This window comes from Pseudomonas sp. BF-R-26 (assembly GCF_019947395.1).
Taxonomy (GTDB): Bacteria; Pseudomonadota; Gammaproteobacteria; order Pseudomonadales; family Pseudomonadaceae; genus Aquipseudomonas; species Aquipseudomonas farris.
Genome location: NZ_JAGYGK010000002.1, coordinates 325,251 through 341,569 on the forward strand (window position 1 = coordinate 325,251; position 16,319 = coordinate 341,569).

The 16,319-nt window shown below is 58.4% G+C and carries 15 protein-coding genes and 4 tRNA genes; 8 read left to right on the forward strand and 11 right to left on the reverse strand.

What is annotated here, in order from left to right:
- Positions 1-4: 4 nt before the first annotated feature.
- The gene (locus KGB18_RS03730; RefSeq protein WP_007898869.1) at positions 5-658 is read left to right on the forward strand and encodes an HAD family hydrolase; all 654 of its coding nucleotides are present in this window, start codon (positions 5-7) and stop codon (positions 656-658) included.
- Between the two features lie 106 nt (positions 659-764).
- Here KGB18_RS03730 and KGB18_RS03735 read toward each other — a convergent pair whose 3' ends face one another.
- Positions 765-1,727, reverse strand: a complete 963-nt coding sequence (locus tag KGB18_RS03735) for a zinc-binding dehydrogenase (protein ID WP_223569420.1) — start codon at positions 1,725-1,727, stop codon at positions 765-767.
- 138 nt (positions 1,728-1,865) lie between these two features.
- Between KGB18_RS03735 and KGB18_RS03740 the strand changes: the two genes are divergently transcribed.
- Complete coding sequence (locus tag KGB18_RS03740) at positions 1,866-3,947, forward strand: carboxy terminal-processing peptidase (protein WP_187326421.1); 2,082 nt, start codon at positions 1,866-1,868, stop codon at positions 3,945-3,947.
- 145 nt (positions 3,948-4,092) lie between these two features.
- Positions 4,093-5,883: a bifunctional diguanylate cyclase/phosphodiesterase gene (locus tag KGB18_RS03745; protein WP_223569421.1), complete on the forward strand. Its 1,791-nt coding sequence runs from the start codon at positions 4,093-4,095 to the stop codon at positions 5,881-5,883.
- A gap of 147 nt (positions 5,884-6,030) precedes the next feature.
- Here the strand turns inward: KGB18_RS03745 and KGB18_RS03750 are convergent, their stop codons facing one another.
- The 6 genes from KGB18_RS03750 to KGB18_RS03775 all read right to left on the reverse strand — a co-directional run bounded on the left by KGB18_RS03750 (position 6,031) and on the right by KGB18_RS03775 (position 9,545).
- Positions 6,031-6,360: a hypothetical protein gene (locus tag KGB18_RS03750; RefSeq protein ID WP_123720776.1), complete on the reverse strand. Its 330-nt coding sequence runs from the start codon at positions 6,358-6,360 to the stop codon at positions 6,031-6,033.
- A 488-nt stretch (positions 6,361-6,848) separates the two neighbouring features.
- Complete coding sequence (locus KGB18_RS03755; protein ID WP_123720775.1) at positions 6,849-7,256, reverse strand: SEL1-like repeat protein; 408 nt, start codon at positions 7,254-7,256, stop codon at positions 6,849-6,851.
- Positions 7,257-7,628, reverse strand: coding sequence for a hypothetical protein (locus tag KGB18_RS03760; RefSeq protein ID WP_007898892.1), 372 nt, complete (start codon positions 7,626-7,628; stop codon positions 7,257-7,259).
- Entirely contained in the window at positions 7,625-7,966 is a 342-nt protein-coding gene (locus KGB18_RS03765) for a helix-turn-helix domain-containing protein (protein ID WP_030131674.1), read from the reverse strand. The genes KGB18_RS03760 and KGB18_RS03765 overlap by 4 nt, the downstream gene beginning before the upstream one ends.
- A 115-nt stretch (positions 7,967-8,081) precedes the next feature.
- Positions 8,082-8,537, reverse strand: a complete 456-nt coding sequence (locus KGB18_RS03770; protein WP_123720774.1) for a YkvA family protein — start codon at positions 8,535-8,537, stop codon at positions 8,082-8,084.
- A gap of 294 nt (positions 8,538-8,831) precedes the next feature.
- Positions 8,832-9,545, reverse strand: a complete 714-nt coding sequence (locus KGB18_RS03775; protein WP_123720773.1) for an FKBP-type peptidyl-prolyl cis-trans isomerase — start codon at positions 9,543-9,545, stop codon at positions 8,832-8,834.
- Positions 9,546-9,814: 269 nt separating this feature from the next.
- Between KGB18_RS03775 and KGB18_RS03780 the strand changes: the two genes are divergently transcribed.
- Both KGB18_RS03780 and KGB18_RS03785 read left to right on the forward strand, forming a co-directional pair.
- The gene (locus KGB18_RS03780) at positions 9,815-11,647 is read left to right on the forward strand and encodes a di-heme-cytochrome C peroxidase (RefSeq protein ID WP_123721243.1); all 1,833 of its coding nucleotides are present in this window, start codon (positions 9,815-9,817) and stop codon (positions 11,645-11,647) included.
- 3 nt (positions 11,648-11,650) lie between these two features.
- Entirely contained in the window at positions 11,651-12,787 is a 1,137-nt protein-coding gene (locus tag KGB18_RS03785) for a catalase family protein (protein WP_123720772.1), read from the forward strand.
- Between the two features lie 295 nt (positions 12,788-13,082).
- Here the strand turns inward: KGB18_RS03785 and KGB18_RS03790 are convergent.
- From KGB18_RS03790 to KGB18_RS03805, 4 genes are all read right to left on the reverse strand, one after another.
- A tRNA-Asp gene (locus KGB18_RS03790) sits at positions 13,083-13,159 on the reverse strand.
- 19 nt (positions 13,160-13,178) lie between these two features.
- A tRNA-Val gene (locus KGB18_RS03795) sits at positions 13,179-13,254 on the reverse strand.
- 198 nt (positions 13,255-13,452) lie between these two features.
- Positions 13,453-13,529 (reverse strand) — tRNA-Asp (locus tag KGB18_RS03800).
- Positions 13,530-13,547: 18 nt separating this feature from the next.
- Positions 13,548-13,623 (reverse strand) — tRNA-Val (locus tag KGB18_RS03805).
- Between the two features lie 161 nt (positions 13,624-13,784).
- Here KGB18_RS03805 and rdgC point away from each other — a divergent pair.
- The 3 genes from rdgC (at position 13,785) to sugE (ending at position 16,281) form a co-directional block, all read left to right on the forward strand.
- Positions 13,785-14,705 carry a recombination-associated protein RdgC gene (rdgC, locus tag KGB18_RS03810; RefSeq protein WP_052967943.1) on the forward strand — a complete coding sequence of 307 codons (921 nt, stop codon included), beginning with the start codon at positions 13,785-13,787 and terminating at the stop codon, positions 14,703-14,705.
- Positions 14,706-14,881: 176 nt separating this feature from the next.
- Positions 14,882-15,847 (forward strand): bile acid:sodium symporter family protein, encoded by a 966-nt coding sequence (locus KGB18_RS03815; protein WP_052967942.1) that lies wholly within the window; start codon positions 14,882-14,884, stop codon positions 15,845-15,847.
- A 119-nt stretch (positions 15,848-15,966) separates the two neighbouring features.
- Positions 15,967-16,281 (forward strand): quaternary ammonium compound efflux SMR transporter SugE, encoded by a 315-nt coding sequence (gene sugE, locus KGB18_RS03820; protein ID WP_027922462.1) that lies wholly within the window; start codon positions 15,967-15,969, stop codon positions 16,279-16,281.
- The last annotated feature ends 38 nt before the right edge of the window (positions 16,282-16,319 follow it).

The window sequence follows — 16,319 nt, forward strand, 5'->3', positions numbered from 1 at the left end:
ACTGATGGCCCTGGCAATTTTTGATCTGGACGAAACCCTGATCCACGGCGACTGCGCCACCCTTTGGAGCGAGCAAATGGGTCGCTTGGGCTGGGTCGATCCCGAGTCGTTCATGCGTCAGAACAACGAATTGATGGACGCTTACAGCCACGGCAAGTTGCGGATGGAGGAGTACATGACCTTCAGTCTGGAACCGATGATCGGTCGCACGCCGGAAGAGGTCGACCATCTGGTCGGACCTTGGGTGGAAGACTTCATCGAGCCGATCATCTTCAGCGACGCCACCAAAGCCATTGCCGCCCACCGCAAGGCCGGCGACCGGATCCTGGTGATCTCGGCTTCGGGCACGCATTTGGTCAAGCCGATTGCCGACCGCCTGGGCATCGACGAGATTCTCGGCATCGAGCTGGAACTGCTGCACGGGGTGTACAGCGGCAACACCGTTGGCACCCTGACCTACCGCGAAGGCAAGATCACCCGGTTGCTGGAATGGCTGGATGCCGAAGAGGAAAACCTGGAAGGCGCGAGTTTCTATTCCGATTCACGCAACGATTTACCGCTGCTGCTGAAGGTGGATTTCCCACACGTGGTGAATCCGGATCCGGTGCTGCTTGAGCACGCCGAAAAGGCCGGCTGGCCGATCCATATCTGGAAGTAATCCAAATCCTGTGGGAGCGGGCTTGCCCGCGATTCAGGCGACGCGGTGTGTCTTTCATACCGCGTCATCGTTCATCGCGGGCAAGCCACGCTCCCACAGGTGAGTGTCAAACCAGGCTGTCGTCGATCACCAACACCAGTTTGCCGGACACCTTATTGGTCGCCAGTTCCGCAAACGCCGCTTCGGCATCCTTGATCGCAAATGTCTTGGCCAGTTGCGGGCTCAAACGCCCTTCGGAGAACAGCGGCCAGACATGCTGGCCAAGATCACTGAACAAATCGGCCTTGAACTGCTCGTCGCGACTGCGCAGGGTCGAACCCAGCAGTTGCACCCGCTTGGCCAGTACCTGTGCCAAATCCAGCTGCGCCTCACGACCGCCCATCAAGCCGATCAGCACCCAACGACCATCGCGAGCCAGCAGCTTGAGGTTCAACGCCGCATAGTTGCCACCCACCGGGTCCAGGATCACGTCGAACGGCGCAAGATCATTCAAGCTATCCAGATCGCCATTGCGCACTACGCCACCCTGTGCGCCCAACGCTTCGCAGTAAGCCAGACGCTCGGCAGAACCGACGCTGACCCAGCACGGGTTACCAAACGCCTTGCACAGCTGAATGGCAGCTGAACCGATTCCACTCGCTCCGGCGTGCAGGAGAACTTTCTCACCCGGTTTGAGCGCAGCCAGTTGAAACAAATTCAGCCAAACGGTCGCATACACTTCCGGCAATGCTGCCGCCTCGGCCAGAGACAAACCTTCGGGAACCGGCAACACATGCCGTCCGTCGACAACTACCTCTTCGGCCATCCCACCCCCGGCCAGCAAGGCGCAAACCCGATCGCCGACCTGCCAGGAGGAGCCCGGGCCAACCTCGCTAATCACCCCGGAACACTCAAGACCCAGTACTTGACTGGCCCCCGGCGGTGGCGGGTAAAGTCCTGCTTTCTGTAACAAATCGGCGCGATTGAGTCCTGCTGCCGCTACTCGGATGCGAACTTGTCCTACATCGCACGTAGGACTCGGCTCTTCAACCCACTCCACTCGCCCCTCAACGCCTTGCAATGCTTTCACAGTGCCTCCATAGTGAGTCTGGACTGAGCCCGAAGCTGTAGCGCCGGGCTTTTTGCATTATGCGACCGGTCCTTGTGGATCCGGCGACTTCAAAGACGGCCTAATATGCGTGATCAATTGTCCCCGCGTCGAATCAGCATGAAGCATTTTTTTCCCAGCACCGCCCTCGCTCTTGTCATTGGTCTCGGTCTTTTGCCGATGTCGAGCAATTCGTTCGCAGCCAACAGCTGGGACAAGCTTCAGCCCGATCGTGACGAAGTAATCGCCAGTCTGAACGTCGTCGAATTGCTCAAGCGTCACCATTACAGCAAACCACCGCTCGACGATGCACGCTCCGTGATCATCTACGACAGCTATATCAAGCTGCTGGATCCATCGCGCAGCTACTTCATGGCCAGCGATATTGCCGAATTCGACAAATGGAAAACCCAGTTTGACGACTTCCTCAAAAGCGGCGACCTGAACGCCGGGTTCACCATCTACAAGCGCTACCTGGACCGCGTCAAGGCGCGTCTGGACTTTGCCCTTGTCGAGCTGAACAAGGGCGTCGACAAAATCGACTTCACCACCAAGGAAACCTTGCTGGTCGATCGCAAGGATGCCCCTTGGCTCAAGACCACCGCCGATCTGGACGACCTGTGGCGCAAACGCGTCAAGGACGAAGTCCTGCGGATGAAGATCTCCGGCAAAGAGTCGAAGCAGATTCAGGAAACCCTGACCAAGCGTTACAAGAATCAACTGGCGCGTCTGGACCAGACCCGTGCAGAAGACATCTTCCAGGCGTACATCAATACCTTCGCCATGTCCTACGACCCGCACACCAATTATCTGTCGCCGGATAACGCGGAAAACTTCGACATCAACATGAGCCTGTCCCTGGAGGGCATCGGCGCCGTGTTGCAGAGCGATAACGATCAAGTGAAAGTCGTGCGTCTGGTGCCTGCCGGCCCGGCCGACAAGACCAAGCAGGTTGCACCGGCCGACAAGATCATCGGCGTAGCCCAGGGCAACAAAGAGATGGTCGACGTGGTCGGCTGGCGCCTGGACGAAGTGGTCAAACTGATTCGTGGTCCGAAAGGCACCGTGGTGCGCCTGGAAGTGATTCCGGCCAGCAATGCGCCGAACGACCAGACCACCAAAATCGTACCGATCACCCGCGAAGCGGTGAAGCTTGAAGACCAGGCAGTGAAGAAGTCGGTCCTCAACCTCAAGCAGGATGGCAAGGACTACAAGCTCGGTGTCATCGAGATCCCGGCCTTCTACCTGGACTTCAAAGCCTTCCGTGCTGGCGATCCGGACTACAAGAGCACCACCCGCGACGTCAAGAAGCTGCTGACCGAGCTGCAGAAAGACAAGGTCGACGGCGTGGTCATCGACCTGCGCAACAACGGCGGCGGTTCCTTGCAAGAGGCCACCGAGCTGACCAGTCTGTTCATCGACAAAGGTCCGACCGTACTGGTGCGTAACGCCGATGGCCGGGTCGATGTACTGGAAGATGAAAACCCGGGCGCGTTCTACAAAGGCCCGATGGCGTTGCTGGTCAACCGTTTGTCCGCCTCGGCTTCGGAGATTTTCGCCGGCGCCATGCAGGACTACCACCGCGCGCTGATCATCGGCGGCCAGACCTTCGGTAAAGGCACCGTGCAGACCATTCAGCCGCTGAACCATGGCGAACTGAAACTGACCCTGGCCAAGTTCTACCGGGTTTCCGGCCAGAGCACCCAGCATCAGGGCGTGCTGCCGGACATCGATTACCCGTCGATCATCGACACCAAGGAAATCGGCGAAAGCGCCCTGCCGGAAGCCATGCCGTGGGACACCATTCGTGCGGCTATCAAGCCTGCGCTTGACCCGTTCAAACCGTACATCACGCAGCTCAAGTCCGAGCATGACGTGCGCACGGCCAAGGACGCGGAGTTTGTGTTCATCCGCGACAAACTGGCCCTGGCGCAGAAGTTGATGAGCGAAAAAACCGTCAGCCTCAATGAAGTCGACCGTCGTGCACAGCACGCCGATATCGAAGCCAAGCAACTTGTCATGGAAAACATCCGTCGCAAGGCCAAGGGCGAAGAGCCGCTCAAAGAACTGAAGAAAGAAGACGAGGATGCCATCGCGGCCGAGCAGGACAAGACCAAGCCAGAAGACGATGCTTATCTGAGCGAGACCGGGCGGATTCTGCTGGATTACTTGAAACTCAACACCGCGGTTGCCAAGCACTAAGTTGTTACAAGCAAGATGATGGCAATTTAATGTTGACGCTCCCCGGAGCGTCATCAAACAGTCATCATTCTGTCGTGAAATACAGGACTGGGCGTGCTCTTTAACGAGACCACGCCCAGTCCTTTTTTTATCGCCAGAGAACGCCATGACCACGACCGAACAGCTGAGTGCCTTGAGTTCAATACTGACTCAAAGCGGTTTGCACAGCCTGTTCCAGCCGATCATTTCCCTCTCTGAACGACGCATCATCGGCTACGAAGCCCTCAGCCGTGGCCCCTCCAACAGTCCCCTGCACTCTCCCATCGCCCTGTTCGCGGTAGCCCGCCAGGCCGGTCGCCTCAGCGAACTGGAGATCGCTTGCCGTCAAAGTGCTTGCCGCCGTTTCAATGAACACCAACTACCCGGCAAACTCTTCCTCAATGTGTCCCCGGAATCCCTGCTCGAAGCCGCCCACCAACCCGGACGTACTTTGCAACTGCTGCAGGATTTCGGCATACCACCGAGCCAAGTGGTGATCGAACTCACCGAACAGACCCCGACAGACGATTTCCAGTTATTGCAAAACGCCCTGCATCACTATCGGGCAATGGGCTTTTCCATTGCGCTGGATGATCTGGGTGCGGGTTATTCGAGCTTGCGGCTCTGGTCTGAATTGCGCCCGGATTACGTCAAGATCGATCGGCACTTTATCGACGGCATTCACCAGGACGCGCTCAAGCGCGAGTTCGTCGGCTCTATCCTGCAGATCGCCAAGGCTTCGCGGGCAAAAGTGATCGCAGAAGGCATCGAATTGCCGGAAGAACTGGCGGTGCTGACCGAAATGGGCGTCGATCTGGTCCAGGGTTATCTGCTCTGCCGGCCCCAGGAGCATCCGCCCCGCGATGCCCGAACTTTCATACCCAAACCAAACAGCATCGCCGCGATACTGAACGAGGAAGTCAGTGACCTCAGCGCCCTGCTCAACGACCAGCCGGCGGTGGCCAACGACACCCCGACCGCCACCGTACTGGAAGCCTTCCGCCGCCAGGCCAACTTGAACTCCCTGGCGGTGCTCGACGAGCAGGGCCAGCCGTGTGGCATCGTCCACCGTCATTCGCTCTCCGATGCCTTGCTCAAGCCTTTTGCCACCGACCTGTTCGCCCGCAAGCCCATCAGCCGCTTGATGAGCGACGACTTCCTCGCCGTGGAGCTGAGCCAGTCGCTGCAACAGGTCAGCCGCTTGATCACCAGCCGCGCCCGCCAGCGCATCGAAGAGGACTTCATCATCACCCTCAACGGCGGCTATCTGGGGCTGGGCCGAGTGATCGACGTGCTCAAACTGATTACGGAACTGAAAATCCAGCAAGCCCGCTACGCCAACCCGCTGACCCTGCTACCGGGCAACGTACCGATCCAGCAATGCCTGACACGCCTGCTGCAACAGGAACGGGAATCGGTGATCTGCTACGTGGACATCGACAGCTTCAAACCCTTCAACGACATCTACGGCTACGGTCGCGGGGATGAAGTCCTACTGTGCCTGGCGCAATGCCTGAACGATCGCGTCGACCCTTCCCGCGACTTCGTCGGCCATATCGGCGGCGACGACTTCCTGCTGGTGCTCGGCCCGGAAGACTGGCGCAAACGCCTGAATCAACTGCTGGATGACTTCCACAGCCAATGCCGACGCTTTTACCGCAGCGAACACCTGGAAGCCGGCTGCTTCATCGCCCCCAACCGCCAAGGCGTAAGACAAGAGTTTCCGCTACTGTCCCTGTCCATCGGCGTGGTGCATTTGCACCCACAGGCCTGTGGACAACTCGATGCGAGCCAGTTGGCGGAAATGGCATCACAGGCCAAGCACCACGCGAAGAATGTGCCGGGGTATAGCGTGCATGTGATTGATAGCCTGGCGGTGCCCGGACCAGAAGAAGAGCTGCTCATTGGGCATCGTTGATTGATCTGACGCCTTCGCGGGCAAGCCTCGCTCCCACAGGTTTTGTGTCGTTTGTGAATATTGCGTACGACACAAAACCTGTGGGAGCGAGGCTTGCCCGCGAAGAGGCCCGCTCAGGCACCATAAATTCCCAGGGCTAATCCGTCACTAGGCATCGCCTGAAGGCCGAGCCCGCAACCGCCGCCCAATCACATCCAGCACATCACACCCATCGCGCAGTGGAATGGCACAGAGCAAGGCAAAGTCGCTGAGTATCGTCGAATCACACTCGACTGAGCCGCGCATGGACAGGTTCTCAAGTACCTGGGTGACGGCACGAATTCGATAGCTGGCAGCATCGGTCAAAATATCGAGCGGCGCGTGGGTATCGACGAACAGCGTGGGCATGTCGTTGCAGTTGCTGGTGAGCGCCATGAAGCGGCTTTTGGGGTGGGGAATTGGTTTTTCGTAGGGTGGATCAGGGGTAATTGCCGTCATTGTTTGATTCCTAACGTATGGACTGGAGCCGCCAGAAATCACTTCCACGCAATAGGTGGCGGCTGTACGCAGGTGTGGAAGACCAGGACGTTAGGCACCTGGCGCACTCGAAAGCGCCCCGCGCACAGCCACCATAAAACACAGACGATAAAAAACGCCGAACTGGTGGCGCTTGATGCGCCTAACGATAGAAGGGCTTCCACGCCCTGTCACTGAATTTGCAGTGACAACCCCAAGACTATCGATGGAGCGCATCGCGCACCAGTTCATGCAAACCGCTACAACTTGAAGGAAATCTCCGATGGATCTGCCCGGCAATAAACGCGCGAGACTTTGCGGGGGATCAATCAGGAAAGAAGTCGGGGAAGGATGATGTTGATGTAGGGCGATTCGCTAATGATCGCTCCATTAATCAACAAGCAGGCAGAAACGCAAACGTGGCGGGAGGTTTCCCTCACGCCACGTTCGTTTGTCAGACACACAATTGTTTAATCTGCAGAACCACTAGACGCCAACTCTTTCAATTTGAGTTCGGCCAGCGGATGCCCGGCCTTCGCCGCCATTTCCCACCAGCGAGCCGCTTCAGCCGGATCAGGCGCCTTGCTCGGCGTTCCGGCCAGGCTGATCACACCAACCTGATAGGCCGCCTTGCCATCCCCCGCCAACGCGGCCAGGCGCAGTAATCGCATCCCCTCCTCGCGTGCCCCAAGACCGACGCCGCGAAAGGTCAGAATGTGGCCATAGAAGCTCTGGGCGCCGACGTCCCCCAGGTTCGCCATGCGCGCGAACTGGCCCTCGAGCCAGCGCCAGCCTCGCGGCTGGCGCACAAACCACGGCCAGTGGAACAACCGGCGGGCCAGCCAGTAACTGGCCCGTGTCTTGAGTCGTAAAAACACTCAGGCTTCCGCCGACTCGGGGTACTCGTATTCGAACACCCGCACCACTTCCGAGGCATGCCAGGACGCGGCAGCCACGCCATCGGACGGGCCGGAAAAGCGCCCGAGACGCTCGACACATTCAAAGAAGCCGGTGCGCGGCAAGCGGCTGGCGCCTTGGCTGATCACCAACGAGCTGCGCAACGGCTGCTCGGCTCTGGCATCCAGCGCGGCCAGATGCTCAAGGGCTGCGGTCAAGGTTTGCATGGCCGGCGTGGGTAGCTGCAAACGCTCCAGCAACGCCCGATAAGTCAAAAGATGGCGCTGACGACGCGCCTGATCCAGCTCCCCCAACAATCCGTCCCAATGTTGACGACTGATGCGTACGCTCACGATTCATCCCTCCATCCTGGCACCGTCAATTCCCAGGCGAGGCTGCGGCGAATAGCAGCGTCGGGTTGACGCTCACCGCTTTCGATCAAGGCGAGATATGACGGGCTGATGCCTACCGTGCGGGCGAGCGCCTCAATGGCGATGCCCTTCCCTTCGCGCAAATTGCGTAGTTGATCCAGACCCGGAAGAATCTGGTCTGGTGCCGCCGCGGGAGGCACTGTGGCGTCGCGCGGTGGTTGTTGCTTGATGCCTGCTGCTTTCAGTAGAGCCTGATACTGAGCCCATGGCAGAACCGCATATTCGGGTTCACCTTCGCGTGTAATTATCTGGATATCCATGACCACCCCGTAGGACAACGACACTTAGCGAGTCGGCGCTTTTCCTTAGAAGTGTAATCCTAACAGCGGCCAAGGTCGCGGGGGGGCATGAATATCTGGAGGATTTTGAATTGGCTCAGTTTTTTTTCGGGCCCTGAAGCTGCAATTGTTCGGGGGTATCGGGCAGGCGTTCGACCACCGCAAGCTTTTCCGGCAGCTGACGCTTGCGCCAGGCACGGAAGGCGTTGAGTTCGTCATCAAGGACTTTCATCAACCAGGCCAGCACGGCAATGTCGTCGAGCATGCCGAATACCGGGATGAAATCCGGGATGGCATCCACCGGGCTGAGGAAATACATCAGGCCGGCCACCACCGAAACCAGTGCTTTCGGACTGATGGCCCGGTATTCGCCCCGCCAGTAGGCCAGGCAAAGTGCCTGTAACAGGCGCAGATCGTCTTTGATCTTGCCCAGGCGATTGCCCTGGCTCGCGCCTTTGCTGGCAACAGCGAACAGCAAGGTCGGCAAACGACCACGGGCCAGCAGGCGTCCGGCCAGAGGCAGAAAACGAGCGAAATTCCAAGGTGCTTTCATCATTTTCTCCCACTGAAATGTTATCCACACAAATTGTGGATAACCTTGTGAACAGAGCTGCATTTCATCGCTGAAAGCCCCGTTTCATAAGGGCCTGACTCAGATCGGGCGTTTTTTACTCACATAAAAAAACCCAAGAATTCATTGACTTGGCGCACCGGTCCGTCTAGCTCAAGCGCTCTCACTGGCTATGACTCCAGCGTACCGCATCTGTTCGCTTTGTTTACCGCCACTGAACGCCAGATGCAACAACGCCCCGCATAAGCGAGGCGTTGTTTTTCGAGCAGACGCGTATTACTTGGTGGCGTCTTGTTTTGCTGGGTCCTTGATGGCCAGCAGCTCCAGGTCGAATACCAGCACCGAGTTGGCTGGAATCGCCGGGCTTGGGCTTTGGGCGCCGTAAGCCAGTTCGCTAGGGATGTACAGTTTGTACTTCTCGCCAACGTGCATCAGTTGCAGGCCTTCGACCCAACCCGGAATCACACCGCTGACCGGCAGATCGATCGGGCTGCCGCGCTCGACGGAACTGTCGAAAACGGTGCCGTTGGTCAATTTACCGGTGTAGTGAACAGTCACTACGTCGGTCGGCTTAGGCTGAGCGCCATCGGCTTTCTTGACCACTTCATATTGCAGACCGGAAGCGGTGGTGGTGACACCGGCTTTCTTGCCGTTCTCTTCGAGGAATTTCTTGCCGGCGGCTGCCGACTCTTCGCTCATCTTGGCCAAACGCTCTTCAGCACGCTTTTGCAGTGCGGCGAAGGCTTCGACCAACTCTTCATCTTTCAGCTTCTGTTCTTTCTTGCCGACGGCATCTTCGATGCCCTGGGCAACTGCTTTGGAATCCAGGTCATCCATGCCTTCCTGAGCCAGGCTTTTGCCCATGTTCAGGCCGATACCGTAGGAAGCTTTTTGCGCCGGGGTTTTCAGCTCTACGCTGGTCTGCGAATCACAACCCGCAAGTACCAGGCCAACCAGGGCCACCGCCGCCGCCAACCGATGCTGTTTCATGCTATTTCCTTGTTCATGCGCCTAAAGGGCAATCGAGTAAAGCCGCGAGCTTATCAGGCCGCCACGACCAATGGCTACCGGCATGAGAGCCGGAAACGCCTGATAAGTTCAGGTGTTTCAACGCATTTCGGCCATAGAAGGATGAAGCCTCTGTCATTTGGCTCTTACAGACTCAAGGGCCGGCTCCCACAGCCTCTGGCGTAATGGCCTCTTGCCGCACCTCGTCAGCTGAGGCATAAGAGAGCTACAAATTTACAAGGATGTTTATCTTGCGCCTCATATTCCGCTTGCTGATTCTGATCGCAGTATTACTGGGGCTAGGCCTCGCCATAGTGCTGTATTACGTCGCCAACCCGAGATTACCGGCCTGGTCACCGGCGCAACAGGTGAATTACCTGGAGCAATGGAGCGCCGCCGACCGACAGGCTTACTACTTCACACCTCAGGGTACCCAGGTCAAAGGCTTGCGCTATGACTGGTTCAACGCCCTGGAATTGCCCTTCTCGCAAAAACGATTCGCCGCTCCTGAATACCTCGCACGCTTTGGTTTTCTGATCGACCCGAGCCAGAAAGCCACGCCGAACAATCCTGGTAACCTGCCCGTCGGTTTTGCCCGTCATCAAAACCCCGGCAGCCAGGACGAGTTTCTGGACATCACCTGCGCCGCCTGCCACACCGGCGAATTGCGTTTCAATGGCCAGGCCGTACGCATCGACGGCGGCTCGGCCCAGCATGTGTTGCCATCCAGCGTTCCGACCCTGCGAGGCGGCAGCTTCGGCCAGGCACTGGTGGCCAGCCTCGCCTCGACTTACTACAACCCCTGGAAATTCGAACGTTTCGCACGCAACGTTCTGGGCCAGGACTACGACGCACGGCATCAAAAGCTACGCCAGGATTTTAAAGTCTCACTCGATACCTTCTTGAAAGTGGCCTGGAACGACACCCATCGCGGCCTCTACCCCACCGAAGAAGGCCCCGGCCGCACAGATGCCTTCGGGCGTATTGCCAACGCCAGCTTCGGCGACGCGATTTCACCCGCCAACTACCGCGTAGCCAACGCACCGGTGGACTACCCGCAACTGTGGGACATGTGGACCTTCGACTGGGTGCAGTGGAACGGTTCGGCGCAGCAACCGATGGCCCGTAATATCGGAGAAGCCTTGGGAGTGGGCGCCACGCTGAATTTCTTCGACAGCAGCGGGCAGCCGCTCAAGGGCGACGACCGCTACCCGTCCAGTGTCCGGGTGCGCGATCTGCACCGGATCGAGGAAACCCTGCAACGACTCAAACCGCCTGCCTGGCCGGAAGCCCTGTTGGGCAACATCGACAAGCCTCTGGCCGCAAAAGGCCGCGAACTATTCGCTGAAAACTGCGCCGGGTGCCACGTACCTCGCGTCACCCAAAGCGACGGCAGACCGGTGCATCATCTGAAATTACTGCCTGTGGAGGTGATTGGCACAGACGCCGGCGCCGCCAACAATATTGCTGATCACCGCTTCGATCTGACGGCCTTGCAGTGGGATCCGGCAGAACTTGCGCAACTGGACGTACAACTGCATCCCAAACCCACAGAACCATTGGATATGAGCCAGTTGTCAGTGGCCAAGGGACTGGCTTACGTCACTGCTTTCGTGAGTAACCAGGCCTACCGCGAAGCCAACGTGACACCTGCAGAGCGCCCGAACCTGGACGGATTCGGCCTGCCGATCGGTGTTCAGGAATTACGCAGCTACAAAGCCCGACCATTGGCAGGCGTCTGGGCTACGCCGCCGTTTCTGCATAACGGTTCGGTACCCAGTATTTATCAACTGCTCTCGCCCCAGGATGAACGCGCCACCTCGTTCTACAAGGGCACCTTCGAATACGACCCCAAACATTTGGGTTATCGCACCGAAGCCTTCACCAACGGTTTTGTGTTTGATACGCGCGTCACTGGCAATCACAACAGCGGTCACGAGTTCCGCGCAGGCGAGCGCGGGAACGGCGTCATTGGTCGCCTGCTGCAGCCGGAGGAACGCTGGGCGCTGCTGGAATACCTGAAAGTGTTGGGCGGCCCGATGGAGTCGCAACTGCCAGACCGCCGCCTCAGTCAAAAGGATTGACCCATGCTGATTACTCTCTGGCTGCGCCTGGGCGCCTTCCTTGGCAAAACCCTGCTGTGGTTGCTGGGTCTGGGCCTGCTCGGCTGGGCGCTGATCATGGCCTGGTCCGCCTGGCAGCATCGCGGCCCGGTATCGGCCGAAGAACTGATTCCGGACGGCGAAGCGGCAATGACCCAGGACATCATCCAGACGGCCGTGCGTATCGTCGATCAACACCGTGAAAGTACTCGCTACCTGCGCGATGCCCATGCCAAAGCCCATGGCTGCGTGAAGGCCGAGGTTCAGGTGCTGCCAGATCTGGCGGCGGAGTTACGTCGAGGCGTGTTCAGCGAACCCGGCAAAACCTGGCAAGCGACGATGCGGCTGTCCAATGGCAATGCGTATCCGCAGTTCGATAGCGTCCGCGATGCCCGGGGTATGGCGATCAAACTGTTCGATGTGCCTGGTAAACAGCTGCTGAATGACCGACAAGGGCGCAGCGAACAAGATTTCGTGATGTTCAACCATCCGAACTTCTTTGTCAGCGATGTCGCCGAGTATCGTCAGAATGTGGCCGCTCAGGCTGATGGCAAAAAGGTCATGGCGTTCTTCCCGGGTTGGGACCCGCGCACCTGGCAGCTTCGCCATCTGTTTATCGCGCTGGCGACGCTCTCCCCTGCCCCGGCAAGCCCGACGCAGACCACTTACTTTTCGGTTTCGCCGTACAAGTTTGGTGACGCCAATGCCAAATTCCGGGTGATGCCGGATCCTGATAACTGCCCGGCCTACGCGCTGCCCACGCAAAATCAAAACCTGCCGAACTTCCTGCGCAGTGCGCTGAACCAGCAGCTGTCGACCGATCGGGTGCCGGCGTGTTTCGTCTTGCAGATCCAGCGTCAGGATGCGGGCAAGTACATGCCGATCGAAGACACCAGCATCGAATGGCGTGAACGCGATGCACCCTTCGAAACCGTGGCCCGGATCAAACTGCCTGCCCAGGATTTCGACACCCCGGCGCTGAACCTGCAATGCGACAACCAATCGTTCAACCCATGGTTCGGCCTTGAAGCCCATAGGCCGATTGGCGGGATCAACCGGTTGCGCAAAGCGGTGTACGAGGCCGTCAGCGACTACCGGCACAGTCGTAACGCCGAACAATAGGCAAGACAGAAACGAAAAAAGCGACCCGAACAGGTCAATGCTGGTCAGGTGCGGAACCTGTGGGAGCGGGCTTGCTCGCGAAAGCGGTATGTCAGGCGACATCAATGGTGAATGTGCTGCCGTCATCGCGGGCAAGCCCGCTCCCACAGGGATTTCGCGTAACTTAAAGGCATCACCCGAACAGGTCGCTTTTTCAGTGGGAGGCCAGCACAAAGCCAAATCCCAGACAGCAAAAAGCCCGCATTAAGCGGGCTTTCTGTGGTGATCTGGCGTTCAGCGTTCCAGATACCGAATATGGCGCAGCGGACGGGACTCGAACCCGCGACCCCCGGCGTGACAGGCCGGTATTCTAACCGACTGAACTACCGCTGCGCGTAGCGTTGAAAGTAAGTGGTGGGTGATGACGGGATCGAACCGCCGACATTCTGCTTGTAAGGCAGACGCTCTCCCAGCTGAGCTAATCACCCTTTACCTTCGTTGCGGGGCGCATTGTGCCACAGATTTTCATAAAGTGTTGATTTAATTGATAAATTTATCAAAAAATCTGAAAACCGGTAAAACGACACGACCTGCAGGAACAACGTTCAAACCATGGACAGAAAAAAACCCGCGTTAGCGGGCTTTTCCGTGGTGACCTGGCGTTCAGCGTTCCAGGTTACCGAATATGGCGCAGCGGACGGGACTCGAACCCGCGACCCCCGGCGTGACAGGCCGGTATTCTAACCGACTGAACTACCGCTGCGCGTAACACTAAAGCGAATGGTGGGTGATGACGGGATCGAACCGCCGACATTCTGCTTGTAAGGCAGACGCTCTCCCAGCTGAGCTAATCACCCTTCACTTTCGGTGTGGCGCGCATTCTACGGAGCGACCCAACCTCTGGCAAGCACTTTTTTAATTAATTTTCTCAGGCCTTCCAAAGGCTTAGAGAAGGGTTGGCCTATGGCACACGGAGGACAATAATGCCCCCCTTTGTATAAAGGAGAGACTCATCCCCATGTGGTTCAAAAACCTGCTTATCTATCGCCTGACCCAAGATCTGCCTTTTGATGCCGAGGCGTTGGAAACTGCACTGGCCACCAAACTGGCGCGTCCATGTGCAAGCCAGGAGTTGACCACCTACGGTTTCGTCGCGCCATTCGGTAAGGGCGAAGACGCGCCGCTGGTGCACATCAGCGGTGACTTCCTGCTGATCGCCGCCCGAAAGGAAGAGCGCATTCTGCCGGGCAGCGTCGTACGCGACGCGGTGAAGGAAAAGGTCGAAGAGATCGAAGCCGAACAAATGCGCAAGGTCTATAAAAAGGAACGCGATCAGATCAAGGATGAAATCATCCAGGCCTTCCTGCCCCGGGCCTTTATCCGCCGCTCGTCGACCTTCGCCGCCATCGCGCCGAAACAGGGCCTGATCCTGGTTAACTCGGCTAGCCCGAAACGTGCCGAAGACCTGCTGTCCACTCTGCGCGAAGTGATCGGCTCGCTGCCAGTGCGTCCGCTGACGGTGAAGATGTCGCCGACCGCCACCATGACCGAATGGGTCACCACCCAGAAAGCCGCGAATGATTTCTTCGTGCTGGATGAGTGCGAGCTGCGCGACACCCACGAAGACGGCGGCATCGTGCGCTGCAAGCGTCAGGACCTGACCAGCGAAGAAATCCAGCTGCACCTGAGCACCGGCAAAGTGGTCACTCAACTGTCACTGGCCTGGCAGGACAAACTGTCGTTCGTGCTCGACGACAAAATGGTGGTCAAGCGCCTGAAGTTCGAAGATCTGCTGCAAGATCAGGCGGAACAGGACGGTGGCGACGAAGCCCTGGGCCAGCTGGACGCCAGCTTCACCCTGATGATGCTGACCTTCGGCGACTTCCTGCCGTCGATGGTTGAAGCGCTGGGTGGTGAAGAGACCCCGCAGGGTATCTAAAAAACAACCGGTTCCCATTGAAGGAACCGGATCAAATGTGGGAGCTGGCTTGCCTGCGATGGCGGCGTATCAGACGGCTTAAATGTAGTCTGGCACACCGCCATCGCAGGCAAGCCAGCTCCCACATTGATTGGATTCCAAACTGGGAATCCCACTTATATAACAAGGATCAGGCCATGCGCGCACTGGCTGCATTGAGTCGTTTTGTCGGCAACACCTTCGCTTACTGGGTACTGATTTTCGCCGTCGTGGCGTTTCTGCAACCGGCCTGGTTCATCGGTTTGAAAGGCGCCATTGTGCCGCTGCTGGGGCTGGTGATGTTCGGCATGGGCCTGACCCTCAAGCTCGAAGACTTCGCCGAAGTCGCTCGTCATCCGTGGCGTGTGGCCTTGGGTGTGGTTGCCCATTTCGTGATCATGCCCGGTGTGGCGTGGTTGCTCTGCCAGGTTTTCCACTTGCCACCGGAAATCGCCGTCGGTGTGATTCTGGTCGGCTGCTGCCCAAGCGGCACCTCGTCGAACGTGATGACCTGGCTGGCGCGCGGCGATCTGGCGTTGTCGGTGGCCATTGCCGCCGTCACCACCCTCCTCGCTCCGCTGCTGACCCCGGCGCTGATCTGGTTGCTGGCCTCGGCCTGGTTGCCGGTGTCGTTCATGGAGCTGTTCTGGTCGATCCTGCAAGTCGTGCTGCTGCCGATCGTGCTCGGCGTGGTTGCCCAGCGCGTACTCGGTGATCGGGTACGTCACGCGGTAGACGTGCTGCCACTGGTGTCGGTGGTGAGCATCGTGATCATCGTCACTGCCGTGGTGGCCGCCAGCCAGGCGAAGATTGCCGAATCCGGCCTGCTGATCATGGCCGTGGTGATGTTGCACAACAGCTTCGGCTACTTGCTGGGTTACTTCACCGGGCGCCTGTTCAACCTGCCATTGGCCCAGCGCAAATCCCTGGCACTGGAAGTGGGCATGCAGAACTCCGGCCTGGGCGCGGCGCTGGCCAGTGCGCACTTCTCGCCGCTGGCAGCGGTGCCAAGCGCGTTGTTCAGCGTCTGGCACAACATTTCCGGGGCGCTGCTCTCGACGTATTTCCGTCGTATGAGCGAGAAAGAAGACCGGCAACTCGCTGCTCAGCAGGCAGCGGATTAAGCCGCAAACTTGATCCTCGGATTAATGATGGGCACTCTAATGCGCAATGCGGGGACGACCTCGCGGCTCGATCGAGTGATTAATCCGGGGACGACCCCATCCATTGATGGAGGTCTTTGATGTCCTGGATCATTCTGTTTTTCGCCGGCCTGTTCGAAGTCGGCTGGGCCGTCGGCCTGAAATACACTGACGGTTTCAGCCGCCCTCTTCCTACCGCACTGACCGTTGCCGCCATGGCGATCAGCCTTGGCCTGCTGGGCCTTGCGATGAAGGAATTGCCGCTGGGCACGGCCTATGCGATCTGGACTGGCGTGGGCGCGGTGGGCACGGTGATCGCCGGGATTATTCTGTTTGGTGAATCCATGGCGTTGTTTCGGCTGGCCAGTGTGGCGTTGATCATTGCCGGGTTGGTTGGACTCAAGGTTAGCGCTTAGGCCTCCGACGCCATCGCGGGCAAGCCCGGCTCCCACAG

Bases quoted from the DNA above. Each gene is read 5' to 3' on its own strand.
- KGB18_RS03740 (WP_187326421.1), top strand. From the start codon at position 1,866: ATGAAGCATTTTTTTCCCAGCACCGCCCTCGCTCTTGTCATTGGTCTC.
- rdgC (WP_052967943.1), top strand. From the start codon at position 13,785: ATGTGGTTCAAAAACCTGCTTATCTATCGCCTGACCCAAGATCTGCCT.
- KGB18_RS03775 (WP_123720773.1), bottom strand. From the start codon at position 9,545: ATGAAACAGCATCGGTTGGCGGCGGCGGTGGCCCTGGTTGGCCTGGTA.
- KGB18_RS03765 (WP_030131674.1), bottom strand. From the start codon at position 7,966: ATGGATATCCAGATAATTACACGCGAAGGTGAACCCGAATATGCGGTT.
- KGB18_RS03815 (WP_052967942.1), top strand. From the start codon at position 14,882: ATGCGCGCACTGGCTGCATTGAGTCGTTTTGTCGGCAACACCTTCGCT.
- KGB18_RS03770 (WP_123720774.1), bottom strand. From the start codon at position 8,537: ATGAAAGCACCTTGGAATTTCGCTCGTTTTCTGCCTCTGGCCGGACGC.
- KGB18_RS03745 (WP_223569421.1), top strand. From the start codon at position 4,093: ATGACCACGACCGAACAGCTGAGTGCCTTGAGTTCAATACTGACTCAA.
- KGB18_RS03730 (WP_007898869.1), top strand. From the start codon at position 5: ATGGCCCTGGCAATTTTTGATCTGGACGAAACCCTGATCCACGGCGAC.
- sugE (WP_027922462.1), top strand. From the start codon at position 15,967: ATGTCCTGGATCATTCTGTTTTTCGCCGGCCTGTTCGAAGTCGGCTGG.
- KGB18_RS03785 (WP_123720772.1), top strand. From the start codon at position 11,651: ATGCTGATTACTCTCTGGCTGCGCCTGGGCGCCTTCCTTGGCAAAACC.
- KGB18_RS03750 (WP_123720776.1), bottom strand. From the start codon at position 6,360: ATGACGGCAATTACCCCTGATCCACCCTACGAAAAACCAATTCCCCAC.